We start from the raw sequence: 24,774 nt of genomic DNA on the forward strand, positions 1-24,774 counted from the left end.
CCGGGTCCCCGGCCGGCCGGGCCGTGGGCGGTTGCGCAGGCGGTACGGCCGAGAGCGCCGTGGCGCCGTGCGGTCCCGGGCCCTGGAGCACGGCCGGGTCCTGCCCGTACGAGCGCAGATAGCCGACCACCGTGTTGGTCACCGCGACCAGGGGCACGGCGACGACCGCACCGCCGATGCCGGCGATCATGCCGCCGGCGGCGACCGACAGCACCACGGCCAGCGGGTGGACGCGCACGGCGCGGCCGAGGATGAAGGGCTGCAGGATGTGGCCCTCGATCTGCTGCACGGCGAGCACCACGAGCAGCACCATCAGGGCGGTGAACACGCCCTGGGTGACGAGCGAGACGACGACGGCGAGCGCACCGGAGACCACGGCGCCGACCAGCGGGATGAAGGCGAAGAGGAAGATGAAGACGGCGAGCGGGACCGCCATCGGCACGTCGAGGAAGTAGATCCCGAGGCCGATGAAGATCGCGTCGATCAGGGCGACGATCACCGTGCCCCGCACATAGGCGGTCAGCGTCCGCCAGGCACGCGGCCCGGCGCCGGCGACGCCCGGACGCGCCTGCGAGGGGACCAGCTTGAGGACCCACTGCCAGATGCGCTTGCCGTCGTGGAGCAGGAAGAGCGTCGAGAACATCGCCAGCAGGAGCCCGGTGAGGAACTCCACCATCACCGTGACGCCCTGGAGCCCGGCGGAGGTGATCTCCTCGGTGTTGGTGCCGATCGTGTCGCTGAGATTCTTCGCGATGTCGTTGATCTGCGACTCGGTGACGTGGAACGGGCTGTCCAGGAGCCAGCGCTTCAGCTCGTCGATGCCGTCACGGACCCGGTCCGAGAGCGTGTCCAGATTGTCCATCACCTGCCAGACGACGAACCAGCCGACCAGGCCCATGACGACGAAGCCGAGCACGGCCGTGACCGCCGTGGCCACACCGCGCGGCAGCCCGAACCGTCTCAGGCGCACCACGGTCGGCTGGAGCATCGCGGTCACCAGGAGGGCGGCGACGAAGGCGAGGACGACCAGCTGCACGGCGCTGATGACCCGCATGAGCACCCAGAGCGTGCCGGCCAGGACCAGCAGCCGCCAGCCCGCCTCGGCCGCGACGCGCATCCCCCAGGGGATCGCGGTCACGGGGTCGGGCCTCGGCGATGCGGACGGGGCGGACACGGAGGGGGCGTACGCGGGCGGGCGCGGCACCTTGTCGGTGACGGCCGTGGAGAGCGTCGACGAGGAGCCGCTCGCCGCGTCCGCGTCGGCGCGGCGCTCGTCCTCGGCGCGGCGTTCTTCCAGGCGCGCCCCGATCTCGGTGAGTTCGGCTCCCAGCCGACCGAGCCACCCCGGAAGTTTCGACATGATTTTCCCTTTCCCCCGTCTGCTCCCCGCAGACCCCCCGGAGCTCTCCGGATCGACCGTACACGCGAGATGCCCCGCACCGTAGGACGGTGCGGGGCATCTCGAAGTTGAGCGCGGAACCTCGCGGGGCTCCTAGTACCAGTGGTTGGCCTGCCAGAACGACCAGGCCGCGCAGGGGCTGCCGTAGCGGTCGCTGTTCATGTAGCTGAGGCCCCACTTGATCTGGGTGGCCGGGTTGGTCTGCCAGTCGGCACCCGCCGACGCCATCTTGGAGCCCGGCAGCGCCTGCATGATGCCGTACGCGCCGGAAGAGGGGTTGGTGGCCTTGTAGTTCCAGCCCGACTCGCGCTCCACGATGTTGCTGAAGCACTGGAACTGGTCCGCCGGCATCATCTGACGCGCCATGGCCTGGACCTCTGACACGCTGTAGGACCCCTGCGACGAGAAGGAGGAGGCGTCGCGGACGGAGGACCGGCTCGCACGCTCGGCCTCCCTCTTCGCCTGCTCCTTGGCCTCGCGCTCGGCTTCCAGCTTGTCCTCGGCCGCCTGCTTCTTCGACTTGGCGTCCTTGGCGGCCTGTACGCGGGCCGTCTCCTCTGCGGACTTCTTGGCCGCCGCGTCCGCCGCCGACGCCTGGGCGTCGGCCTGCTGCGTCAGCGAAGCGGTCTGCACCTGGGCCTGCTGGCCCGCGGGGATGTCTGCGAGCAGCGTGGTGTCGGCTGCGGCCGCCTCGAAGTTGTTGTCGTCGACAGCGGGAGTGCTGCCCGACGCAACGCCTACGACGGCGCCTACGGTGGTTACGGCGGTGGCGGATGCCACGGCGAACCCCCGGACCGAGATCCGGCTCACACGGTGTCCTTCCAGCATGCCCGCTTAGGTGACCTCGCGGGCGCAATCGTGCCCCTGACACTGGCCTCCCTACTGCTTGGGTCACGGGAGGCACGGGCCCGGTGGGCGACTTCCTCGCGGAAGCGCCGCGTTGTGCTCGCGGGCGGCATACGGACGGCGATTGTTGAGTTGTGTGGTGCGTGGCACCTCTGGAGGTGCCCAAGTGCCGTATGCGGGGCCTGACGGAAGCAAGACTCTGCCGGAAGGACACGGCGCGTTGCAATTCTGTGTTGCGTGGGAAAGGTCACACCTCGTTTGGCGCACAACTTTTTCGGAAATGACGGTGCAGCACGATGCCGCCCGGCTAAGCTCCTTGGCTCGCCGGGCGGCATCTATGGGGTTTTACGGGTCAGATGTGCCCGTCCTCCAGCATTTCGGTCACCAGCGCGGCGATCTGCGAGCGCTCGGAGCGGGTGAGCGTGACATGCGCGAAGAGCGGATGCCCCTTCAGTTTCTCGACCACGGCGACGACTCCGTCGTAGCGGCCGACCCTGAGGTTGTCCCGCTGCGCCACGTCGTGGGTGAGCACCACCCGCGAATTCGCCCCGATACGGGACAACACGGTCAGCAGGACGTTGCGCTCCAGCGACTGGGCCTCGTCCACGATCACGAAGGCGTCATGAAGCGAGCGGCCCCGGATATGGGTGAGCGGCAGGACCTCCAGCATCCCGCGCCCCAGCACCTCTTCGATGACCTCGCGCCCGGCGACCGCCGACAGCGTGTCGAAGACGGCCTGCGCCCAGGGGCTCATCTTCTCGGACTCGCTGCCGGGGAGGTAGCCCAGCTCCTGCCCGCCGACCGCGTACAGCGGCCGGAAGACCATCACCTTCTTGTGCTGCCGGCGCTCCAGGACCGCCTCCAGCCCCGCGCAGAGCGCCAGGGCCGACTTGCCGGTGCCCGCCCGGCCGCCCATCGAGACGATGCCGACGTCCGGGTCGAGGAGCAGTTCGAGCGCGATGCGCTGCTCGGCGCTGCGGCCGTGGATACCGAAGGCCTCCCGGTCGCCGCGTACGAGACGGACATTGCCCTCTGCAGTGACCCTGCCGAGCGCCTTGCCGCGATCGGACTGGAGGACCAGTCCGGTGTGCACGGGGTATTCGGCGGCCTCGGGGACGTACAGGTTCTCCTCGCTGAACAGCAGGTCCACCTGTTCCGCGGCGAGGGACAGCTCCGCCATCCCGGTCCATCCGGAGTCGGTGACGGCGAGTTCGGCGCGGTACTCCTCGGCGAGGAGGCCGACCGAGGACGCCTTGATCCGGAGCGGCAGGTCCTTGGAGACGACGGTGACGTCGTACCCCTCGGCCTGCAGATTGCGTGCGACCGCGAGGATCCGTGAGTCGTTGTCCCCCAACCGGTAGCCGGCCGGCAGGACGCCGGGGTCGGAGTGGTTGAGCTCGACCCGGAGTGACCCGCCCAGATCCCCGAGCGGGATCGGGGCGTCCAGCCGGCCGTAGCGGACGCGGAAGTCGTCCAGGAGGCGCAGGGCCTGCCGGGCGAAGTATCCGAGCTCGGGGTGGTGCCTCTTGGCCTCCAGCTCCGTGACGACGACGATCGGCAGCACGACTTCGTGCTCGTCGAACCGGGTCATGGCTTTGGGGTCGGCCAGCAGGACGCTGGTGTCGAGAACGTAGGTGCGCCTGTCGGGCATGCGGCGCTTAGTGCTGGTCACCACGGAAGGACGTACCCCCTCGGACGAGGTCGGGGAGTGCGACAGAGGTCGCGGAACTCCCCGAAGGGAGAGGACGGACCGGGTTCGGGCCCCGTGCGCGGGCCGAACACCGGCCCTCCGCGTCGGCCGCTTGTCGTGCGGTCCTTCGTGTGCAAAGGGCCTCCCGGGCGAGCGGGCTGGGTGCCGCTCACTTGGCTGCGACGTCCGCCTGGTTACTGACCGGACATCGACCTGAGAGCTGTATTCCCTCGAACGCGCGAAGCCATGCCCCGGCCTGCGACAAGGTGCGCCTCACCGGGTTCCCTGCCCTGCCCGCGCCCGCCGGGCGTGCCGCGACGCTCAGGCCCCGTAGCGCCGGTGCCGTGCCGCGTAGTCGCGCAGGGCCCGCAGGAAGTCGACCTTGCGGAAGGCGGGCCAGAAGACCTCGCAGAAGTAGTACTCCGAATGGGCGCTCTGCCAGAGCATGAAGCCCGACAGCCGCTGCTCCCCGCTGGTGCGGATCACGAGGTCCGGGTCGGGCTGTCCGCGGGTGTAGAGGTGCTCGGAGATCAGGTCGGTGGAGACGACCTCGGCCAGCTCCTCGAAGGTCGTGCCCCGGGAGGAGTGCTCCAGCAGGAGGGAGCGGACCGCGTCCGCGATCTCCTGGCGCCCGCCGTAGCCGACGGCGACGTTGACGATTATCCCGTCGACACCCGCCGTGGCCTCCTGGGCCTCCTTGAGGACGGTCTGGGTCCCGGCCGGCAGGAGGTCGAGGGTGCCGACGTGGTGGACGCGCCACCGCCCGTCGGACGCGAGCTGGCGCACGGTGTTCTCGATGATGCCGAGCAGCGGGATGAGCTCCGCCTCCGGCCGGTCGAAGTTGTCCGTGGACAGGAGCCAGAGGGTGACGACCTCGACGTCGGTCTCACTGCACCATCCGAGGAGCTCCGAGATCTTGTCCGCCCCGGCCTGGTGCCCCTGCACGGCCGAGCCGCCGGACGCCTTCGCCCACCGGCGGTTGCCGTCGAGGATGACTCCGATGTGCTTGGGCACCTGGTCGTGGTCCAGGCGGCCTCCCACCCGGCGTGCGTAGAGCCCGTACACCAGGTCGCGCAAGTTCACTGAGTTCACCCTCTCGGTTCCATACGGGCCCTGGGCCCGCCCTCCCCCTCACCCGGGGGGTCCGGGGCCTACCCCCGGGGGATCGCCGTGCGGTCCGCACACCGCGCTCTCGCGCCGCGGATCGGCATGTCCCGAAGCCGCCCACATTACTGCGGAGGGGTCACGGGGGCCCAACCCGGCCTGTCACAAGTCCGTGATAAGGAGTGAAACGTGACTGATTCCCTCCCCTACCTCGCCGACACGTCCCGCTACGACTCGATGGAGTACCGCCGCACCGGCCGGAGCGGGCTCAGGCTGCCCGCCGTCTCGCTCGGCCTCTGGCACAACTTCGGCGACGACCGCGCCCTGGGCTCCCAGCGGGCGATCCTGCGCCGCGCCTTCGACCTCGGCGTGACCCACTTCGACCTCGCCAACAACTACGGCCCGCCGCCGGGCTCCGCCGAGCTGAACTTCGGCAAGCTCTTCCGCCAGGACTTCGCCCCGTACCGGGACGAGATCATCGTCTCCACCAAGGCCGGCTACCGGATGCACCCGGGCCCGTACGGCGAGTGGGGTTCCCGCAAGTACCTGCTGTCCTCGCTCGACGCCTCCCTGCGGCGGACGGGCCTCGACCACGTCGACATCTTCTACTCCCACCGCTTCGACCCAGCCACCCCGCTCGAGGAGACGATGGGTGCGCTCGCCTCCGCCGTGACCGGGGGCAAGGCGCTGTACGCGGGCGTGTCCTCCTACAACGCGGAGCAGACCGCCGAGGCGGCACGGATCCTCGGGGAGATGGGCGTGCCCGCCCTGATCCACCAGCCGTCCTACTCGATGGTGAACCGCTGGATCGAGGGGGACGGACTGCTCGACACGCTGGAGACGGCCGGTATGGGCTGCATCTCCTTCGCGCCGCTCGCCCAGGGGCTGCTCACCGGCAAGTACCTGACGGGCATCCCCGAGGGGTCGCGCGCCAGCCAGGGCAAGTCCCTGGACCCGGACCTGCTGTCCGACGAGATGGTGCGCCGGCTGCGCGGGCTGAACGACATCGCGCGGGGCCGCGGGCAGACCCTCGCGCAGCTGGCGCTCAACTGGGTCCTGCGCGACGGCCGTATGACCTCGGCCCTCATCGGCGCGTCGAGCGTGAAGCAGCTGGAGGAGAACGTCGCCGCGCTGGCCGCACCGGCGCTGACAGCGGCCGAGCTGACGGAGATCGACACGTTCGCCGTGGACACCGCGAGCACCAACATCTGGGCCAACCGGGGCTGACGAACAGCCGCCCTGCCGCTGGATCCCGTAGGCCGCCGGGGTCACCGCACGGGGCCGGAGCCCTTCCCGCACTCGGGCCCCACATCCGGAACACGGTCCGGGCACAAAAAACGGGCCGGTCCGTGGGGGGGGGTACGGACCGGCCCGAGGGGGGGGTTTCCACCATAACCCTTCGTAAGTGCTGTTGCGTGCCACGCCACCGAATTATCACTCTCCGAGTTCATCGGACTGCGCAGCAGGCATACCCGCGGATGCGGCGCGGGCCGTGTCGACAGGCGCCTACAGGACAGTTCCTGTCCTGTAGGCGCCCTAGATTCGGCCCATGACGACACGAGCCCGCACCACCACCGTGACCTGGTCACAGGCGAACGCACGACGCCTGGACCGGCAGTTCCTCTCCGAGGCCGCATCCTCCGCCGGTCACGCGGCCCGTGACGCGGCCGGTGCCGCCGGCGCGATGCTCGGGGCGCACGCGCAGGTGCTGTCGGCGGCGGAGCTCTCCGTCGGGCTGCGCGCACCGGGGACGACGCGTACAGATGTGCGCACGGCGCTGTGGACGGACAGGACCCTCGTCAAGACGTTCGGCCCGCGCGGCACCGTGCATCTGCTGCCGGCCGCGGAGCTGGCGATGTGGACCGGAGCACTGTCGGCCCTGCCGAGGGGCGGCAGCCCGTTCCCCAAGCACGCGCGGATGACGCCGGACCAGGTCGAGGCGGTCGTGGCCGCGGTGGCCGACGCCCTGACGGGTGCCGAGCTCACCATCGACGAGCTCTCCTCGGAGGTGATCTCCCGCACCGGCCCCTGGGCGGGAGACCTCGTGATGCCCGGCTTCCAGGAGATGTGGCCCCGCTGGCGCCAGGTGCTGCATCTGGCGGGCCACCGGGGCGCCCTGTGCTACGCGGCGAACCGGGGCCGGAAGGCCACGTACACCAACCCGGGGACCGTCCCGATGCCTGCCGGGGAGGCGACCGCCGAGCTCGTGCGGCGCTATCTGCGGGCGTACGGGCCCGCCACTCCGGGCCACTTCGCCCAGTGGCTCGCGGCGCCGCGCGGCTGGGCCGGGCAGCTCTTCGAGGACCTGGCCGGGGCCGGCGCGATCGAGGAGGTGGCGTTCGAGGACTGCGGGGGCGCCTGGGTGGCGGCGGGCGACACCCGTTTCCCGTCCGCGCCGCCGCGCGGTGTGCGGCTGCTCCCCTACTTCGACGCGTTCACCATCGCCTCCCGGCCGCGCGAGCGGCTCTTCCCGGGCGCGGCGTACGAGCGCGCGCTGGCCGGCGGTCAGGCCGGCAACTTCCCGGTGCTGCTGGTGGACGGCACGGTCGCCGGGGTGTGGCACCAGCGCCGCTCGGGCAGGCGGATCGCCGTGACCGTGGAGCCGCTGAGTCCCCTCGACGCCCGGCGGACGCGGGCACTGGAGGAGCAGGTGGCAGGGCTGGGCGAGGTGATGGAGGGGACACCGGAGCTGACGGTGGGAAAGGTGGCCGTGGGCGCTCACGCGTAGAGCGGCCCCGGACGGGCCCCGGCGGGGCCCGTCCGGGATGAGCCGGGATCAGCGGGGATGAGCCGGGGTCAGCGGGGAACGAAGCGGATCGTCACCGTGTCGCCGCCGCCGACCACGAAGTCGCCGTTCTCGCACCGGATCACCGCCTCGCGCACCTCGCCGTGCCCGTCGCGCCGCTCCTGCGTGCCGATGACCGTCCAGGCCCCGCCGTACGGAGGGGACGGCAGCCGGCCGAGCTGCTCGAACTGCCACTGGCACGCGGGCACGCACCAGTCGGGGAGACCGGGCCAGGCCCCCGAAGTGATGCTCAGCGTGTGGTCGGAGGCGCAGGTCAGCAGGACCGACTGCCCGCCCTCCAGCACGAATTCGACGGCTTCCGGCTCCCCTGCGCGCCCCTCCGGCCGGTAGAAGAGGCCCTGGACGGCGCTGATCCGCGCACCCGTGAGCCAGTCGGCCTTCCCATGGCGTGGCCGGCCGACCGGAGGGCTGATCTCTCCGCCCGACATTTCCCTTCCCACCGACATGACCTGCTCCTTCGTTGTGCGCTCAACCACCAGGGTCGCACTACTCATGGGTAGGACGGAGGGCGAGGTGATGTCGTTGCATCCGCGCCAGTGAAGTCGCCCTCACAGTAGAGCCGTTGGCGGCTGCCCCGGTTTCCGCGCCTCGATCAGGAAGCGGGCGCTGTGTGCGACGAACGGCCCTTCCTCCTCGATCCGGCGGTGGAGGGAACGCAATTGGGGCAGGTAGGCGCCGACGGTGAAACCGGGCACCATCCAGATGACCTTGCGCAGGAAGTAGACGACGGAGCCGATGTCGAGGAACTCCATGCGCAGCCGCTCGGCGCGCAGGTCCGTCACCTCCAGCCCGGCGGCCTCCGCGTCCTCCCGTGCGCGCCGCGGGTCACGGGAGCCGCGCTGCTCCGCGGACAGCGGGCCCAGGAAGTACTCGACGAGCTCGAACACGCTCTCCCTGCCGACCTGCTGGGAGAAGTACGTGCCACCGGGGGCCAGCACCCGGGCGATCTCGTCCCACCACGTCGTCACCGGATGGCGGCTGACGACCAGGTCGAACGCATGGTCCGCGAAGGGCAGCGGCGGTTCGTCGGAGTCCGCGACGACCACTGCACCGCGCGGGCGGAGCAGGGCGGAGGCGCGGGCGGCGTTCGGCGGCCAGGACTCGGTGGCCACGGTGAGCGGCGGCAGCACGGGTGCGGAGGCGAGGACCTCCCCTCCCCCGGTCTGGATGTCGAGCGCGGCCCCGGCCCGTGCCAGCCGGTCCGCCATGGCGCGCGCGTACCCCCAGGAGGGGCGCTGTTCGGTGGCCCTCCCGTCGAGCCACGAGAAGTCCCAGCCGTCGACGGACACGGCGTCGGCCTCGGCGACGAGGGTCTCGAAGCGCGCGTCGGAGGCGGAGTGCGTGAGGGGTGCGGACGATCCGGCCATATGGGGAGGGTGCCAGTCCGCGAGGACCTGGCGCGAGCGGATATTCCGTACGTGAGTGCGCCGGGTGAGGTTCATGCGGCGAGTCCACCGAGCAGCAGGCCGGTAAGCGCTCCCGCGATCATGAACGGGCCGAACGGGATACCCGTCCTGCGTCCGGCGCGCCGCATCACCATCAGACCCGCCCCGTACAGCGCGCCGAACAGGAAGCCGGCGAAGCCGCCGGCGAAGAGCACCGCCCAGCCGTACCAGCCGAGCGCCACACCCAGCGCGAGGGCTAGCTTCACGTCACCGAAGCCCATGCCGTCCGGGTTGATCCGGAAGAGCAGGAGGTAGAAACCGCCCAGCGCCACTCCGCCGAGCAGGGCGGAGCTCCAGGAACCCGCGTGCTCGGGCAGCAGGGCCGCTCCGCCCAGGAGTGCCACCGCGGCACCGGCCAGGGGCAGCGTGAGCGTGTCGGGGAGCCGGTGGACACGGCGGTCGATGGCGGCGAGGAGCACGGCGACGGGGGCCAGCAGCAGCCAGACGACGGCCTCGGGCCGGGTGCCGGTCGCGGCGGCGAGGGCCACGCAGGCGAGCACGGTGACCACCGGGACGGCGACGGCGGGGGCGTAACGGCCTCGCCCGGCGGGCGCCCGGGCCCCGGGGGCCGAGCCTCCCGGGAGCGCGGGGACGGCGACGGCGCACGCGGCGCACCTGGCCGGGCCGAGCCAGCCCCGGCCCGGTCCCGTGAGCGCGTGCCCGGCCGGGCAGGCGTCCCGCCAGGGCTCCTCGGGCTCCACGGAGAAGCGGTACGCGGCGCGTGGGAGCAGCAGTCCGGCGGCGGCGCCCCAGAGCGCGGCGACCGCAATCAGTGTGGAGTCCACGGTCCCGACCCTAATCCGGCCCGTGCGGCGGGGTCTTGGGCCCCCGGGCCCATCGTCTCGCCGTACCGGGCCCACGCGCCGGCCGTGAGGTCTACGGTCGGTTCCCATGGGGAAGTGGCGCAACGGCAGCGGGACACTGACGGTCGGGACGGGCTCCGGGGCACTGGAGGTGCCGCTGCGCATCGCCGCCTCCTACCGGGCGCGGGCGCGTGGACTGCTCGGAGTGGACGGTGTCGACGGCGCGCTGCTGATCACCCCGTGCGGAAGTGTCCACACCTTCCGGATGCGGTTCGCCATCGATGTGGCCTACCTGGACCGGAGTTTCGAGGTGCTGGCGGTCCGCACGATGAGGCCCGGCCGGTTCGGCCTGCCCAGGCTCCGCGCCCGCCATGTGGTGGAGTCGGAGGCCGGGGCGATGGAGCGGTGGGGCCTGCGGCCCGGGACGCGGGTGCGGATCTCCGTACCCGCGCCGCCGGCCCGGTGACGGGTGCGGGCGGCGGGCCGGGCCCCGGGTGCCCGGCTCAGGGCGGCCCCGGCCCCAGCAGTGTCCATGCCCCGTACGCGGCGGAGCCGAGGGACAGCGCGGCGAGGACCGCCCCGGTGCGCGCCGCCGTACGCAGTCCCGCCAGCGCGACGGCCGGGGGCAGGAGCAGGGGGAACGCGGGCATCATCAGGCGCGGCCGGGAACCGAAGTAGCCGGACCCGATGAGCGAGACGACTACGACCGCGATGCCGTACACCAGCACGGGAAGCGGCTGCCGTTGCCGTACGCACAGGACTACCAGCCATCCCAGCAGCCCCAGCGCGGCGCAGAGTCCGAGCGCGGCGGGAAGCGGCAGTCCCGCGATGAACGCGGCAAGCGCCCGGCCGCCGTCGATGCTGTTGCCCCACTGCGCCTGGACGTCGAAGTACGCGAACGGGCCGCCCTCGCGTACGGCGACGAACACCACGTAGGCCAGCCATCCCAGCGGCGCCAGGCACACCCCCGTCAGCATGCGGGCGTTCCGGCGCAGCAGGCCCCGCCGGTCGCCCGCACGCCACTCCCGCAGGAGGACGGCGGCGGCGGTGAGCGCGAGCGCCGCGATGAGGGCGGCGGCCGAGGGCCGCGTCAGCCCGGCGAGCACGCACAGCGCGCCCGAGGCGATCCAGCGGCCTCTGAGCACGGCGTACAGGGACCAGGCGGCGAGGGCGGTGAACAGGGTCTCGGTGTACGCCATCGACTGCACGAACGCCGTCGGGTACGCGCCCCAGAGCGCGGCCAGCACCACCCCCGTCCGCCGCCCGTACAGCCGGGCCCCGACGGCGAAGATCCCCCAGGCCGCGAGGAGCCCCGCCAGCCAGGCGACGGCAATCCCGGCGCCCTGCACGGTGAGGGGGGTGGCCGCGGCGAGGCCGCGTTCCAGGGCCGGCAGGAGCGGGAAGAAGGCGAGGTCGGGGTGGACGCCGCCGTCGGGGAGGGTCACGGTGTAGCCGTAGCCGTTCTCCGCGATCCGCTGGTACCAGACGGAGTCCCAGCGCCCGCCGAGCAGCTGCAGGGCGTCCTTCCCCGCGGCCGACGCCGACACCCACAGGGCGAGAAGCCCGACGGCCCTGACCGCCGCGTAGGCACCCAGGCCGGGAGCGGCGGCGGTGAGCAGGGCCATGGCGCGATGCCGGGTGCTGCGGGAATCGGGCGCCACCGGGCGGGTGCGCGTCTGCTGATCGGGCATGCGGCCGATTATGGGGCCGCCACCGCAAGGGCCACCGGACCGGGCCCGTCAGCAGGCACGGGCGTACGTGGTGGCCGGCGCCCGGGAGGCACCGGCCTGCACGGTCACCAGGCGGGGCTCGGCGGTGGGGCTCCTCCGGCCCGCAGGACCTCCGCGTGACGGACCTGCCGGGTCCCGAGCCCCCGGCCGACCAGCGGGGCGACCGTGCGGATCAGCTTCAGCTGCACCGAACGCAGGACGCGCACCGTGGTGTCGTCGGCCCACCCGGTCGTGGTGGACCACTCGTAGCCCGACCCGACCACGTCACTGGCGAAGGCCAGCTCGGTCGCCAGCAGGGCACGCGCCCAGTCCATCGGGTCCAGCGCTTCCCTGCCCGCCAGCGCGCCGCGGATCGACATACCGCGGCGGCTCAGGTCCTGGATGCTGTCGAACCCCATGGCCACGGCGAACTCCTCGGTGCAGCGGGCCGGGCCGCACCATTCCATCAGTCCTTGCTGGAGGAGCAGGGACTCCTCGTCGTTCAGGGTCAGCTGCTCAGCCGTGGGCACCCTCAGTCACCTTCCGTTTTGCGGCCCGGCCCGGCGCCGTGGGGGGTACGCCGGGACGGGCGTCGATCACCTGCGGCGCAGACGCTAATCGCCCGGGCGGGCACCCGTCTTGGGCCCAGGGGCCCAACCCGGGGCCTCAACCGTCCTGGCGGACCTCGGGGATGCGCTCCGCCCCTGACAGAGGCAGCCGGCGGACCGGCTCCTCGGCGGCGTCGGCCCGGAGGACCGGCCGCGCTTCCCCGCCCGTGTGCCCGCTCGTGTGCCCGCCCGTGTTGTCACCGCCCGTGTTGTCACCGCCCGTTTCACCGTCCAGGACCCGTGCCCGTGTGCCGGTGCCCTCCGGTGTGGCTGCCCAGCAGGCCGAAGGGCGCACCCCTTCTGCCGGATGGAGCACGGTCGAGCCGAGCCGGGCCGCGAGCCGGAGTACCGCCTCGGACTCGGTGGGCGGCGCGGGTTCCAGGTCCGCCGGCGCGTGTACGTCCCACGCGAGCGCGAGGTCACCGCCCAGGCCCGTGAAGTGGCACAGGACCGGGGGCGCCCAGTCACGGTGCCCGTCGGAGCCGGCGGCGACGTCCACTGCGGCCACGGTCACCCCCACCACCTCGGCCAGGGCCGCCCGCCATGGCGTCCGGTGCGATCCGGTGCACGGGCAGGAAGGTGTATTCGGTCATCGGTGTCCCCCGTTCGGCCTCAGGCACCACGGGCCCACTTCATCCGGAGGGCGCGCGACCGGCACCTTCCGGTGCGTCGCCACACTCGTGATAGACGTACTGATCGATGTCGAGAACAGCCCCGGCAGCCCCCATCCAGGCCATCAGGTGCGGCCCGAGGAAGATTCCCTTCTGCTGCGGGTCCTCGAGATCGTCGATCTCCTGGACGATCTCGAGATGGACCCCGGCCTCCCCGGAAGCGGCGAGCCGCCCGAGGGCCTCGGCGAAACCGGCCCCCCATCCGACGACCACCGGCTCGAGATCCTCCGGCCGCGCGTCGTCGTCCGCCGTCCTGACGTGCCGGATCCAGGTCGCATGGGACCGGGGTGTCGCTTGTGGGTGTCTGCGCCATCCGACGGCCGTCGACTCGTCGGGCTCGACGCCCAGCCTCCGGGAGATCTCATCCGGCCGCAGGGACGGGCTGACCACCCGTAGGTACATGCGGAAGGCACCCACTCCACAACGTCCTTCTGTCGAGGGCGGTACAACAGCCATGTCGGTCCGCGATATTACGCCGCCCGCACACCACGCGAGTGAAGCCGACGAGCAGCCCCCGCCGGCCCCCGCCCTGCGGGCCCACCTCTCCGCCCGACCGTCAACGGCCGGATTTGGGCCTGCATTTGGGGCCAGGGGCCCAGGTCGGGCAGTGATTTCCCGCCGTACATTCACCCCCGGGAGCAACTGGGCGCTCGTCGGCGAGAGGGTGAACCGTGAGCGGTGGCGGCTGGGGAGACCGGGGCGCGGGCCGGATACCGCCTGATGGTCGCGGGGGCGGCTGGTTCTTCCCCCTGAGCCGCAGCTGGGCGGCCGGCGCTCTCGTCTACGTCATCACGGGGTTCCTCGCGGCGCGGGCGCTCGTCGGGACTCTGGCCACCGACGAACGGCTCGAATCGTTCGGCTGGCGACTGGCCCTGCTGCACCTGCCCAGCGTCCTCGTGACCGCACTGACGGTCCTGGCTGCCGCCCGCGCGCTTCCCGGCCGGCAGCGGGACTCACGCGTCCCGTATCTCCTGGGCGCCCTCGCCGTCCCCGTGGCCGGACTCGCCTTCGGCTACGTCATGACATGGGACGTGGTGGACACCGAGGGGCTCCTGATGCCGGTGGTGGCTGTGGTCACCGGCGCCGCGGTGGGACTGTCCCTGGACCGGCTCCTCGACGACCGGGGCACGGATGGCGCGCTCTCGCCGCCCTCGTCGGCGTACACACGCTCGTACGACTGGCGTGACCGCGGCGCCACGGCGACCGAGTACCTCGGCGTCGTCGTCCTGGTCGTCGCGCTGGCCGGCGCGCTGGCCATGGCCGGCCTCGGAGGTCGCATCGGGGAAGGCATCCGCTGCGCCATCAGCACGCTCACCGGGGACGGCGGGGGCTGCGCGGCGGGCGGGAACGCCACGGCGAAGCCGAAGACCGACGCCGACTACGAACCCAGGCTCTGCCAGATCTCCAACGTCTCCGACACCGCCGGGGGCAAGGTGAAGATCGGCTGGTTCGAATGGGGCGAGGAGTACGGCTTCCAGCAGAAGGTCGCCCAGGCCAGCCACGACGTGAACGAGGACGGAAAGGTCGACGAGAACGACAAGCTCGTCTACATGACGTTCACCGATGCCGCGTCCGCCGGCCTGACCGCCGGCACCCCCGGCGTCAAGCTCGGCAGCCTGGGCAAGGCGGATGTCGACATCGGCGGCGGCATCAAGATCACAAACGGTGACACCTGGGTGTTCAGGAGCGAGGCCGACGCCCAGAGGATGAGGGACGACATCGAGGAGATGAAGATGTGGGAGACCTCGATGAAACACAGCGGCGGCTACGGCGGCGGCTGGTACTCCGGCATGAAGTGGGCGGAGAAGATGGAGGACATCGAGAAGAAGATCGGCGACAAGAAGATCTCCTACTCGACCCTGGGCATCAACGTGTACGCGGACGGCGGCCTCTCCATCAAGGCCGGTGACGACACGAAGCTCGGCGCCAAGCTGGGCGGCAAGGCCAAGTTCTCGCCGGACGTGACGATCACCAAGGACGACGTCAACGGCAACGAGTCGTACACCTACACCGCCAAGCTGGAGATCGAGGGCAAGGTGAGCGGCACCGCGGGCCCCCTGGGCGGCACAGCCGGCGCCAAGGACACCCACACCGGGGCCATCACCGTCACCCGCGACCAGAAGACCGGAAAGATCGTGCGTATCGACATGACGAAGACGGTCGACCAGACATCGACCTCCGACAAGGGCGAGGCGGGCGGCGACAACGGCAAGAAGGGCACGGACAAGCGCGGCGGCAAGGGCAGCGTCACCGACTCCTCCGGGGAGACGGGCATCGAAGTGCAGACCAACTCGGTCGTCTTCGGCAAGGAGACCGACAAGGCCACCGAGGCGAAGCGCTCCGTCGCCGAGGAGTGGCTCGACGGTTCCGGCAACAACACCGCCCCGTTCGAGTACATGTTCGGCGACCACTCCCTGGAGAAGAAGCCCGACGGGACGGACCCCTTCGAACAGCTGATGTTCCAGGACGGTCTGTCCAGCACGATGCGCTACCACGGCGAGTCGGACGCCCAGGAGTTCGGGTTCGAGGTCTCGCTGGGCATGAGCCTCGGATTCTCGGTCTCCGGCGAGCACAAGAAGGAGACGCTGACGGACGCACAGTTCCTCGGAGCGCCGCAGGGCGACAAGCGCACGTACCTCCCGTACAGCTACTGCGCGCAGTGAACGCGCGCGACGAGAAGGGGCGATGACGTTGACGTCGACGTCGACGAAGTACAGGGCGCTCGGCGCGGCCGTCGTGGCCACCGTCGGCCTGACGCTGCTCAGCGGCTGCGGCGGGGAGGACGCCGGGGCGGTCCCGGACGGCTGGGGCACGCTCGACACGAAGAGCGTGTCCGTCGGCTACCCGGAGGACGAGGGGTACGCCCCGCAACCGGCCGCCGAGCGCAGCAAGGCCAACGCGGCGGTCGCGCTCAGGGTGGAGAAGGGACTGCGCACCGGCATGGTCTCCGTCCAGCTGAACTTCGCCACGGGCGTCAGCGACGCCGGTGAGGCAGCCGCGGCGGCGGGCGCCGGCATCGGGCTGGGGGCAACACGGAAGGACACCCAGGACGTGCGCCTCGCGGGCGAGGAGAGCGCTCGAGAGGCCCGCAGGATCGACTACGAGTTCACGTCATCGGGCGAGGAGTCGACCCCGGCGAAGGGGACCCGGATGACGGGGGTCGTGGTGGCGGGTGTCGACTCGAAGGACGTGCCGTTCGCCATCCGGATCAATGCGGTGAAGGGCGCGCTGAGCCCGGCGGACCTCGACTCGTTCGTCGGGTCCGTCACCGTCAGGTGAGCGGCTTCCTTCATGGAGCCCGCTCCATCTTCGTACGTGCCGGCCGGAGGGGCTGAGGCGACGTTCCATGGCCCGCTCCTGGAGGTTGCGGGCCTTGAGCCCGACCAGCATGTCGTTCGACTGGGCCACCGTGATGAAGGCGGTGACCTGCTGTTCGGCGTTCACCGCCCTGGACAGGCGGTACGTGTCACGGCTTCAGGTGCTGCCGGTGACCGAGGCGATCGCCTGGAGCGCGCACTGAGCTACCGGGGGCCACGCATCATCCTCACCTCGGACGCCGACGACATGCGTGGGCTCTGCGGCGACCGAGCCCGCATCGAAGCCGTCTGACGTCAGAACGGCGGCCTGTACACACCAATGCCTCACTGATACCCGCAGTCGACCGACCCCCGTTGTCCACAGGCCCGCACAGCGGTCCGTTCCGCGCGGCATCCTCTCCCCATGACGGGGAATCTGCACCAATTAGCCCGGCAGGGCATTCTGCTCACCCGGGAGGCCGTGGCGGCCGGTGTACCGGCGCGGCAGTTGAGCCGATGGCTTGAACGCGGAACGCCGGCAGCGCGTCACGCGCGGGGCCTGGGCAGCGCCGGGTGTCGAACTGACGCCGTGGATGCGGGCCCGCGCCGTACAGATACTGGACCCCGGCCTCACCCTCAGCCATCGTGCCGCAGCCACGCTCCACCGGATCGAACTGCTGCGGGAGGCCATCGAGTTCACCGAGCCCGCCGGCCCCAAGGGCCGACGCCACGGCTTCACGGTGCACCGTACGCCCCTCGCCCCGTACGAGATCTGCACACGCGACGGGCTGCTGGCCACCACGCCCCTGCGCACCTTGCACGACCTGCTCCTGACCGGCACGCGGGACGAGGCGCTGGTAGCCGTTGACTCCGCCCTGGGTACGCGCGTGGTGGGCGGAGTCCGCCGGAGGCGCCTCATCACCATCGACGTGCTGGCCACCGCCTGCGCGACGCACCCCACCCGACGCCACGGCACACCGAGGGCGGAGCAGTGGCTCGCACTCACCGATCAGCAGAGCGGCTCGCCCGCCGAGACGATCGCCCGGCTACGGATGCACGACGCCGGCCTGCACCCGCTCAGCCAGGCGGAACTGGTGACACCGGACGGCCGCCGGATCCGGCCCGACTTCCTCTTCCTCCAGGAGGGTGTGGTGGTGGAGATCGAGGGCTACGCCTACCACGGCAGCCGCGAGGCACACCGCCGAGACCTGGACCGCTTCAACGTGCTGAGCACCTGCCCCGGAGTGCGGCTGGTCCTCCGCTTCCCCGCCGCGACGGTCTTCCGGACCCCCGACCGCATGCTCGACGAGATCCGCACTGCACTGGCAGGCGCGAGCCCATCGTCATTGGGAAGTTACGGACGCCCAAATGGGACATAAGGGTCGGGAAAGTGTCCGTAAAGTCCCACCGACCACCCGGCGCCCCTCACTGCGGGAGGACGGCCCAGGACTTGGTGCCCTGGTGGGGCGGCTGGGCCTCGCAGGTACCCCAGTCGCCGCCCCAGTCGTCGACGACGACCGCCAGCAGCCAGAGGGCCCGGCGGCGCCGGACCTCGCAGAGCGCGAGGGTGTCGGGGTCGGCGTGGCGGGGGTGCTGGTCCCAGAGGACGAGGCGGAGGCCGCCGTCACGGTGGCGCAGCGAGAGGTAGAGCTCACGTCCGGGCGTGAGTGCCGCGTTGACGGCGATGAGCTCGGTGACGGCGAGCGCGACCGGCCACGTGTGGGAGCGAAGCCCGTACGTGGACAGAGCCGCCGTGACCGCATGCCGCCCGACCGCCGCGCTGCGGGGATCACCGGGGAGGGTGAGGCTCAGGACGAGCCCCGCGTGCGGGCGCGGTTTCGGCCGGAGGCGCGGGGTCGCCCCGGGGGCGGAGAGGGGTGCTCTCGCGGGACACAGGGCAGTGCGTTGGGGTGACGGCGAATACGGGTGCATGTCTGACTCCCAGGTACGGGGGCTGAGTTGACGGTCATCGCCACTGCGGCCGGCCTGTGGCCTGTCTCCCTGGCGCGGACCTGCCCCTCCCAGGGCAGGAGGTGCGGGCAGGGCCGCGCGATGCACTTCGTTTCGGGCGCAGCGTGTGCGGTGCGGTACTCAAGGTATGCACGCGGGGGCACCCGTGTCTCCCCTCTGGAGGCAATTGCCTCCTTACGGGTGGACCGCATCTCCCCCTCAGCGGCAGACTGTGCTTATCGTCGGCGGAAGAAGGGGCCCATGCCGAGCAGTTCCACACCTACCGAGCGGCAACGGCGTCTCGGCGCCGAGCTTCGGAAGATGCGCACCGCCGCCGAAGCCACGACCACGTACGCGGCGGGGCTACTGGGCGTCGACAGGACGAAGATCTCCAACATGGAGGGCGGCGTCCGGCCAGTGACGGCGGAGCGTGTTCGCACACTCGCCTGCAACTATGCGTGTTCCGACACCCGTTACGTGCAAGCGCTCGTGGACATGGCCGACCGCCGCGAGCGTGGCTGGTGGGAGCAGCACCGAGGCACCCTGCCCTCGGGCCTGCTGGACATCGCCGAGCTCGAGTGGAACGCCGTGCGCATCCGCACCGCGCAGACCGTCCACTTGCCTGGCCTGCTCCACACCGAGGACTACGCCCGGGCGGTGTTCGGAGCCGTACTTCCGGCACTCTCGCGGCTGGAGGTAGAGCTGCGCGTGGCACACCGCATGGACAGGCAGCAGGTGCTCGACCGGCCGGCGCCGGTCGACTACGTGGGCTACGTGCACGAGGCAGCGCTCCGTATGCAGTTCGGTGGCAGAGACGTCACCCGGCAGCAGCTCGCCTACCTGTGCGAGGCGTCGGAGCGCCGGAATATCGAGCTACGCGTCATCCCCGTCGACCGCGGCGCGTTCCCCGGCGCGGGGCACGCCCTTCTGTACGCACACGGCGCCGTGCCACAACTGGACACGGTTCAGCTGGACTCCGCACACGGACCGGAGTTCATGCACGCCGAAGCGCAGCTCACCAAATACCGGGCCCATCTGGACTGGATGGAGGAAGCAGCCCTCGGCACCGCCGAGTCACGAGACTTCATCCACGCCGTCTCACGTCTACTCTGAGGAGTTTCGTCATGCTCGAAGTCAACTGGGAAGAACCCTTCTGCGGCGAGGGAAACAATTGTTTCCGGCTGGGAACGGACACCGAAGGCAACGCGTTCATTGCCCTCGTCGGCCAGGAGGATCGTTACCTCACCGACAGCCGCGAGGCCCTCCAGCAGATGATCCGGGACATCAAGGCGGGCAAGGCCGACCACCTGCTCTGAAGCGTGTCTCAGAAATGGAACCCGCCAAGGTTGCGAGCCTGGTGGGTGATTAGAGTCAGCTGCATGGCAACACCAGTGCTTCAAGCAGTCGAGGCGGACGGGACGACCTGGGACGACCCGTCCGAGGACCAGCTGCACGACGTGCTTGCCGACATGAACCTCTCATGTCGCTTTGTCATCGTGCGACGGCTCGATCTGGAACCCGCCGACCAGCATTACATGCAGGTCTTCCTCAATGACGACCTGAGCTATCAGGTGGAATATCGCGAGGGAGGGCCGGACAGGCACTTCCAGACATGGGTACCTCGCGGGCCCGGGGTCTTCACAGTGGAACCTGCGGCTGAGGTGCTCCAGGGCTGGGCATGCGGGCGACCTGGCTGGCGTGAGGCTCATTCCTGGGTCCCGTGGTCACCTGCAGAGTCTTGCGCCCGTCACCACCCGCTCACAGCCACTAGTTGATGGCTGCAACCAGAACTGTCGCTTCGTAGCGGACGGCTAGTTTTTCGTGCCTTTTACGGCCTAAGCAGCCTGCCCATCGGCCGGCTCCGGCGGCTTCCCAGAAGCTGCCACGTGCCCAGGCCGAGGACCAGCACAGTCCCGAGGCCGATCCCACCGATTCCGATCGCCCGCATCGTGTCGGCGTCACCACTCGCGGGGCCCGTGTCGCCCAGGCCGAACCCCGCCGCTGCCGCGTCGCCGTCGTACGGGGGGCCCGGCTGGGTCTTCCCCCTCAGGCCGACGTCCAACGTCAGGGGGACGTTGTCGGGGACCTTGGGGTCGAGGGTGACCTGGATGTAGTACCAGCCCTCGAACCGCATCGCCGACTCCGCTTCCGACTCGCCCGCGAACCGGTTCGCGTAGGCGGCCGGAGCCGTACCGAGGTCGACTCCGGCTGGGGCACCCGTGTAGCCGGTGCTCTTGTCGGAGACTCGGCCGCGAGCGGTGTTGTACAGCGCGAGGCGCAGGCCGTTGACGGCGAAGAACGAGTCGTCCGAAGTGGCGTTGGCGAGCTGGGCGCGCAGGAACAGCTGCTGCCCCCAGGCCACTGGCACCTTGTAGAACCGGCTCTCACCCGGCCGGATGTCGTCCCGCCAGGCGCCGTCGTCCACGGCTGCTGCGTCGTTGAACCCCGTGCCTCCGCTCACCTTCTGCGGCGAGCCCTCACCCGGGGACGGCGCCTTCGAGCTCCAGGTGGTCGGCGCCTGCGGCTCTGCGGCACCGGGCTTGAGTCCGGGCTCGGCCATGTAAGTCAGCTCGATCGGCCACTTCGCGGCGCCGCTCGTCCGCTGCCCCGCCCAGGCCACGGTGTAGAGGTAGTCCCCCGCCTGCTGGCAGGCCGTGCTGTCGTCGCTGATGCGGCGCGACGCGTAGTCCGCGACCGGGCGTGTGGTGTCGCCCCCGAAGTACACGGCCGGTCCGGAACTGCACGGAGTGCTGTCGGCAGAGGTCAGGGCGACCTGAATGCCGTCGAGGATGCCGCTCTTGGTGCCGGGAGGCGGAGCGAGCACCGTGGAGACGAACGCGTTGGACGTCTCGTCCAGCCGGACCCGGTAGTACTTCTTCTGGCCGGGACCGATGGTGTCCGAGTAGATCTTCGATCGCTCCAGCCTCGGCCCGTCCGCGCTGGACTCCGTGCCGGTGACGGGCACGGCCCCTTCGGCGGGCCGGTACGAGGATGCTTCCCCCGGAGCACCGTCGGTGAACGGGTCCGCCACAGCCGTACCCGGCAGCAGCAGTACGCAGATCAGCGCAGCCGCTGCGGCGACGGCAGCGTCCACGGTCCTCGACATCTTTCCGCTCCTTGCGTCCGGCACCGGGACCGCCACTCGCACGGGAGCCCGGCGCCCCGACCTGTGTGCCGGTTCTACGAGCCGCTGGTGCGCTGGAAGGTGACCTCCACGCGGCGGTTCTTCTTGCGGCCCTCTTCGGTCTCGTTGCTGGCGATCGGGTACTCCTCCCCGTAGCCGCGGATCTCGAAGGTGACGCTCGGGAGGCCCGGGGAGAGGACTCCCGACACGGCGTTCGCCCGCTCCTTGGAGAGGACGTCACCGTGGGCGGAGGAGCCGAGGTTGTCGGTGAATCCGAACACGCGCACCTTGGTGGCGTTCTGGTTCTTGATCTCCTCGGCGATCGCGACGATACGGGCCTTGGCCGCACCGCTCAGCTTCGCGCTGTCCTTGCCGAAGAGGACCTCGGCCTGGAGGGCGAAGGTGATGTCCACATTGGTGTCCTCGCGGCGCTCCTCGCCGCCGAGGTCCTCGACGACGGACTTGATGTCGAGGACCCGGACATCGCCGAGGGTCGCGCCGTCACCGAGCATCAGCCCGGGCGAGTTCGCGTCGACCTCGACGGGCGGGGAGGCGCTGGGAACGGCGGTGGGGTTGTCGTCCGCCGTCGCGGAGGGGGCACCCCACAGCGTCGAGGTGCCCAGGACCACGGTTGCGACGGCGCAGAGTCCGACGCGGCGGCGCAGCGTGCCTCGTGGTGCGCGTGAGGCTGGGGTTGGTGGCTGCATGGTGGCCATCACCCGGAGATCTTGATCGTCGCGGTGGGCATGGTCGGGATCTGGAAGTCGACATCGGTGGTGCCGGCAGGCGGCGCGGGGAACTGGGCGAAGAACGGGGCCTCGCCGTCGGGCTGGACCGCTTCGAACTTCGTGCACAGGCATCGGCCGTCGGTGTCACGCAAGATCAGGTAACGCTTCTTGCCTGCCTGGTCCACCAAGGTCGCGCCCGCCATGGAGGCGCCGTTGTTCACGAGCTCCTCCTCAAGCCCTTGCCATCCGGCAGCCGCCCAGATCTGATCCGATCCGTTCTTCAAACGCCCCTTGACGGTGACGAACCCGCCGGATTCACGCTTGGCCGAGCTGACAATGACCTCGACGCCGTCCTTGCCTTTGATCGTGGCAAGCACCTGGCTCTCGTCATCCGCCTGGGGCCCCGGCGCCTCACTTTTCTGGCTGTCGGACGACGTGGACGGCTCTTTGGTCTTTCCCTCCGAGCCGTCCGATCCCCCGTCGCCGCCACATGCCGTCAGCACGACAGCCATGGCTACAGAGGCGGCCGCCACAGCAGCCCCTCTGAGACGAATCCGGGTCATGGCTGCACGCATCAGCGCGTCCTCTCGATGTCGTTCACTTACTTGTCGGCCAGGTGGACGGAGAAGAGATCTGCCAGTTCCGGCAGGAGTTCGATGTTCTTCGGGTCGATGTCGAAGTCGAAGTCTGAGTCATCGCAGACCACTTTGTACGCCTTCTTCTCCTCGGCCTCGTCCGTGTCGCCGTCGTCGTCATCCGCTGAGGAAGTCGGTCTGGGACGCGTGTCCTGTTCGATCCTGCAGCGTGGCTCGATCACAGCTCTTGCGGTGGCCAGGGCCTTTTCGGTGTCGGTTCCGGCGATGACCGAACTACCCACCGCTTCGTTCGTCTCGACCTTGACGGTGTAGGAGGCCTCGGGCCAGAAATCGTGTTCGCAGGCGACCTGGCGAGCATCGTTCTGCGCCGCGAGCAATCCACCGGCGGAACAGGATGCCGCTCCGATGTCCTGCCCGCTCAGAAGGTCGTCCCACTGTTCGAGGTCGAAGGCATCAGGCCATTCCCACACGTCTCGCGCGTTCTGAGCGGCCGCGAGCGCTGCCGCGTCTGCGGCCGTCTGGGCCTCGTTCTTCTTCATCGACGCCTGGCCGACGGCGAAGTAGGCGAACGCAAGGAAGAGCAGGCCCGCCACCACCATGATGTAGATGGGGAAAGCCTGCCCTGCCTCGCGCTTCTGCCTGGCTGCTACTTGCCGCCGGTGATCTTGTTGATCTGCGCGGTGATAGCCCCGCCGATCGTCGTACCGATGTTCGTCAGCATAAGAGCCGCGATGATCGCCACGACCACCACGATGATGCCCAGGTACTCCACCGCGCCCTGCCCCCGGTCCCCACGGGCCTTCATGCGCTCCACCGACGTGTTCGCCCACACCTTGGCGTTGACGGAAGCCTTCAGCATCAGCTTGCTCATGGTGTTCCCCTCCGGGTCCGGCCGGCCGACGGCCGGCCGGCGCGTATGTCTCTGCGGTGCCGCCTCGGGAACCGGCTTCCCCCTGGCCGGTGCTCGAGCCGACCGGAGCAATGTACGACGGAACGGCCCCTCCGGCCGAGGGTCCCAGGGCCCAATTGCGGGCCCAAAGCGGACGTTGGGCCCATCGTGGCGTCCGCGTGCGTGCCCCCGCGGCGGCAATTGTCCCCCGCTCAGCCATGGCTGCCTGTCCCCCTCGCTCCAGGAACCGAGCCCGGTGCCGTGCCGAGCCATCGGGCTATCGCCTCACTGCGGCTGCCGCTGTGCAGCTTGGTGAAGATCCTGTTGATGTGGTTCTTGACGGTCTTCTCGCTGATGAAACAGGTGGCGGCGATCTGCTGGTTGTTCATGCCCGAAGAGATGAGCTCCATGACCTCCGCCTCCCTCGAACTCAGTTCGTAATGCGCCCTGTTGGGTACCGGTGGCCGGTCGGGAACATCCTCGGACGAAGACTGTGCCACAGCGGGTTGCAGTTGCGAAAGGCTTTGCGGATGTCCTGCCTGTCGCACCGGGGGCCGCACCGGCGCCGGCGCCGTGTGGCCGGCGCTTGCCGGGGGCGGCGCGGGAGAGCCGGGCCCTTCGTGCGGGCCGCTCGTCGCCAGTGCCTCTCCGAGTCCCTCCGCGAGCTGCCTGGGTTGCCGGGCCGCCCCTTGGCGCATATGGGCGAGGAGCGCGTTGGCCGCTGTGGCGGTGAAGGGGGCCCGGCCGTTCTTCGTGTCGCGTACGGACTGCACGAGTTCGTCGGCGGTGAACTCGCCGTGGACCAGGTAGCCGCCCGCGCCGAGGCGCAGTGCCTCGTGGACGATGTCGCTCTCGCGGCTGTACGTCAGCATCATCACGGGTGCAACCTGCACCAGGTGCGGCAGTGCGGAGATGCCGTCCACGCCGGGCATCCGTACGTCGAGCAGGATGACGTCCGGCCGGTGGTGCACCGCGGCTTCGTATGCCTCGCGTCCGTCGGCCGCCTCCGCCACGACATCGATGTCGTGGCGGCCGCTGAGCAGGACCCCGAGTCCCGCACGGACGACGGGGTTGTCGTCCGCGACGACGACCCCGTCGTCCGTGCGGGAC

The 24,774-nt window shown here is 70.5% G+C and carries 27 protein-coding genes; 9 read left to right on the forward strand and 18 right to left on the reverse strand.

Going from position 1 to position 24,774, the window contains the following annotated elements; all coding sequences use genetic code 11:
* The 4 genes from BFF76_RS27065 to BFF76_RS27080 all read right to left on the reverse strand — a co-directional run.
* Window positions 1-1,360, reverse strand: a 1,360-nt coding sequence (locus tag BFF76_RS27065; protein ID WP_065849250.1) for an AI-2E family transporter, incomplete at its 3' end; no start/stop codon positions are given.
* A gap of 132 nt (window positions 1,361-1,492) precedes the next feature.
* Window positions 1,493-2,209, reverse strand: a complete 717-nt coding sequence (locus BFF76_RS27070; RefSeq protein ID WP_031091733.1) for an aggregation-promoting factor C-terminal-like domain-containing protein — start codon at window positions 2,207-2,209, stop codon at window positions 1,493-1,495.
* A gap of 388 nt (window positions 2,210-2,597) precedes the next feature.
* Entirely contained in the window at window positions 2,598-3,920 is a 1,323-nt protein-coding gene (locus BFF76_RS27075; RefSeq protein ID WP_031091734.1) for a PhoH family protein, read from the reverse strand.
* Window positions 3,921-4,256: 336 nt separating this feature from the next.
* Window positions 4,257-5,018, reverse strand: coding sequence for an isoprenyl transferase (locus BFF76_RS27080; RefSeq protein ID WP_031091735.1), 762 nt, complete (start codon window positions 5,016-5,018; stop codon window positions 4,257-4,259).
* 210 nt (window positions 5,019-5,228) lie between these two features.
* Between BFF76_RS27080 and mgrA the strand changes: the two genes are divergently transcribed.
* Together mgrA and BFF76_RS27090 are read left to right on the forward strand one after the other, a co-directional pair.
* The gene (gene mgrA / locus BFF76_RS27085) at window positions 5,229-6,266 is read left to right on the forward strand and encodes an L-glyceraldehyde 3-phosphate reductase (protein WP_065849251.1); all 1,038 of its coding nucleotides are present in this window, start codon (window positions 5,229-5,231) and stop codon (window positions 6,264-6,266) included.
* 322 nt (window positions 6,267-6,588) lie between these two features.
* Window positions 6,589-7,767: a winged helix DNA-binding domain-containing protein gene (locus BFF76_RS27090; RefSeq protein ID WP_031091737.1), complete on the forward strand. Its 1,179-nt coding sequence runs from the start codon at window positions 6,589-6,591 to the stop codon at window positions 7,765-7,767.
* Window positions 7,768-7,835: 68 nt separating this feature from the next.
* Here the strand turns inward: BFF76_RS27090 and BFF76_RS27095 are convergent, their stop codons facing one another.
* The 3 genes from BFF76_RS27095 to BFF76_RS27105 all read right to left on the reverse strand — a co-directional run bounded on the left by BFF76_RS27095 (window position 7,836) and on the right by BFF76_RS27105 (window position 10,075).
* Complete coding sequence (locus BFF76_RS27095; RefSeq protein WP_031091738.1) at window positions 7,836-8,291, reverse strand: hypothetical protein; 456 nt, start codon at window positions 8,289-8,291, stop codon at window positions 7,836-7,838.
* A 102-nt stretch (window positions 8,292-8,393) separates the two neighbouring features.
* Window positions 8,394-9,212, reverse strand: coding sequence for a class I SAM-dependent methyltransferase (locus tag BFF76_RS27100; RefSeq protein ID WP_031091739.1), 819 nt, complete (start codon window positions 9,210-9,212; stop codon window positions 8,394-8,396).
* Between the two features lie 71 nt (window positions 9,213-9,283).
* Window positions 9,284-10,075: a prepilin peptidase gene (locus BFF76_RS27105; RefSeq protein ID WP_065849252.1), complete on the reverse strand. Its 792-nt coding sequence runs from the start codon at window positions 10,073-10,075 to the stop codon at window positions 9,284-9,286.
* A 106-nt stretch (window positions 10,076-10,181) separates the two neighbouring features.
* Between BFF76_RS27105 and BFF76_RS27110 the strand changes: the two genes are divergently transcribed.
* On the forward strand, window positions 10,182-10,559 hold the full coding sequence (locus BFF76_RS27110; protein WP_031091741.1) for a DUF192 domain-containing protein: 378 nt from the start codon (window positions 10,182-10,184) through the stop codon (window positions 10,557-10,559).
* Between the two features lie 37 nt (window positions 10,560-10,596).
* Here the strand turns inward: BFF76_RS27110 and BFF76_RS27115 are convergent, their stop codons facing one another.
* The 4 genes from BFF76_RS27115 to BFF76_RS27130 form a co-directional block, all read right to left on the reverse strand.
* Window positions 10,597-11,784, reverse strand: coding sequence for a hypothetical protein (locus BFF76_RS27115; protein WP_065849253.1), 1,188 nt, complete (start codon window positions 11,782-11,784; stop codon window positions 10,597-10,599).
* Between the two features lie 104 nt (window positions 11,785-11,888).
* Window positions 11,889-12,332, reverse strand: a complete 444-nt coding sequence (locus BFF76_RS27120; RefSeq protein WP_234316691.1) for a hypothetical protein — start codon at window positions 12,330-12,332, stop codon at window positions 11,889-11,891.
* Between the two features lie 136 nt (window positions 12,333-12,468).
* On the reverse strand, window positions 12,469-12,924 hold the full coding sequence (locus BFF76_RS27125) for a hypothetical protein (RefSeq protein WP_065849254.1): 456 nt from the start codon (window positions 12,922-12,924) through the stop codon (window positions 12,469-12,471).
* Window positions 12,925-13,042: 118 nt separating this feature from the next.
* Window positions 13,043-13,498, reverse strand: a complete 456-nt coding sequence (locus BFF76_RS27130; protein WP_234316692.1) for a DUF4279 domain-containing protein — start codon at window positions 13,496-13,498, stop codon at window positions 13,043-13,045.
* 254 nt (window positions 13,499-13,752) lie between these two features.
* Here BFF76_RS27130 and BFF76_RS27135 point away from each other — a divergent pair, with 254 nt between their 5' ends.
* The 4 genes from BFF76_RS27135 (at window position 13,753) to BFF76_RS27145 (ending at window position 17,756) form a co-directional block, all read left to right on the forward strand.
* On the forward strand, window positions 13,753-15,744 hold the full coding sequence (locus BFF76_RS27135) for a hypothetical protein (RefSeq protein ID WP_065849255.1): 1,992 nt from the start codon (window positions 13,753-13,755) through the stop codon (window positions 15,742-15,744).
* Between the two features lie 22 nt (window positions 15,745-15,766).
* Window positions 15,767-16,360 (forward strand): hypothetical protein, encoded by a 594-nt coding sequence (locus BFF76_RS27140; RefSeq protein ID WP_051834530.1) that lies wholly within the window; start codon window positions 15,767-15,769, stop codon window positions 16,358-16,360.
* 94 nt (window positions 16,361-16,454) lie between these two features.
* Window positions 16,455-16,601 (forward strand): hypothetical protein, encoded by a 147-nt coding sequence (locus tag BFF76_RS33115; RefSeq protein WP_158709590.1) that lies wholly within the window; start codon window positions 16,455-16,457, stop codon window positions 16,599-16,601.
* A 297-nt stretch (window positions 16,602-16,898) separates the two neighbouring features.
* On the forward strand, window positions 16,899-17,756 hold the full coding sequence (locus BFF76_RS27145) for an endonuclease domain-containing protein (RefSeq protein WP_065849256.1): 858 nt from the start codon (window positions 16,899-16,901) through the stop codon (window positions 17,754-17,756).
* Window positions 17,757-17,802: 46 nt separating this feature from the next.
* On the opposite strand, the gene BFF76_RS27150 is transcribed toward BFF76_RS27145, so the two are convergent.
* Window positions 17,803-18,309: an ATP-binding protein gene (locus tag BFF76_RS27150; protein WP_051834532.1), complete on the reverse strand. Its 507-nt coding sequence runs from the start codon at window positions 18,307-18,309 to the stop codon at window positions 17,803-17,805.
* Window positions 18,310-18,588: 279 nt separating this feature from the next.
* Between BFF76_RS27150 and BFF76_RS27155 the strand changes: the two genes are divergently transcribed.
* Both BFF76_RS27155 and BFF76_RS27160 read left to right on the forward strand, forming a co-directional pair.
* Complete coding sequence (locus BFF76_RS27155; protein WP_065849257.1) at window positions 18,589-19,440, forward strand: DUF5753 domain-containing protein; 852 nt, start codon at window positions 18,589-18,591, stop codon at window positions 19,438-19,440.
* 11 nt (window positions 19,441-19,451) lie between these two features.
* A complete protein-coding gene (locus BFF76_RS27160) occupies window positions 19,452-19,643 on the forward strand; it encodes a hypothetical protein (protein WP_065849258.1) in 192 nt (63 codons plus the stop codon).
* Window positions 19,644-20,155: 512 nt separating this feature from the next.
* Here BFF76_RS27160 and BFF76_RS27165 read toward each other — a convergent pair.
* The 6 genes from BFF76_RS27165 to BFF76_RS27190 all read right to left on the reverse strand — a co-directional run.
* Window positions 20,156-21,433 (reverse strand): hypothetical protein, encoded by a 1,278-nt coding sequence (locus tag BFF76_RS27165; RefSeq protein WP_065849259.1) that lies wholly within the window; start codon window positions 21,431-21,433, stop codon window positions 20,156-20,158.
* A 74-nt stretch (window positions 21,434-21,507) separates the two neighbouring features.
* Window positions 21,508-22,158: an OmpA family protein gene (locus BFF76_RS27170; protein ID WP_031091752.1), complete on the reverse strand. Its 651-nt coding sequence runs from the start codon at window positions 22,156-22,158 to the stop codon at window positions 21,508-21,510.
* A gap of 8 nt (window positions 22,159-22,166) precedes the next feature.
* Window positions 22,167-22,754, reverse strand: coding sequence for a hypothetical protein (locus BFF76_RS27175; protein WP_244167351.1), 588 nt, complete (start codon window positions 22,752-22,754; stop codon window positions 22,167-22,169).
* A 26-nt stretch (window positions 22,755-22,780) separates the two neighbouring features.
* Entirely contained in the window at window positions 22,781-23,383 is a 603-nt protein-coding gene (locus BFF76_RS27180; RefSeq protein WP_465270516.1) for a pilus assembly protein TadG-related protein, read from the reverse strand.
* A 38-nt stretch (window positions 23,384-23,421) separates the two neighbouring features.
* Complete coding sequence (locus tag BFF76_RS27185) at window positions 23,422-23,646, reverse strand: hypothetical protein (protein ID WP_065849261.1); 225 nt, start codon at window positions 23,644-23,646, stop codon at window positions 23,422-23,424.
* 230 nt (window positions 23,647-23,876) lie between these two features.
* On the reverse strand, window positions 23,877-24,774 hold an 898-nt coding region (locus BFF76_RS27190), incomplete at its 5' end, for a response regulator transcription factor (RefSeq protein WP_079122500.1).

Origin of the sequence: Streptomyces mutomycini (assembly GCF_001700505.1) — a bacterium.
GTDB lineage: Bacteria > Actinomycetota > Actinomycetes > Streptomycetales > Streptomycetaceae > Streptomyces > Streptomyces mutomycini.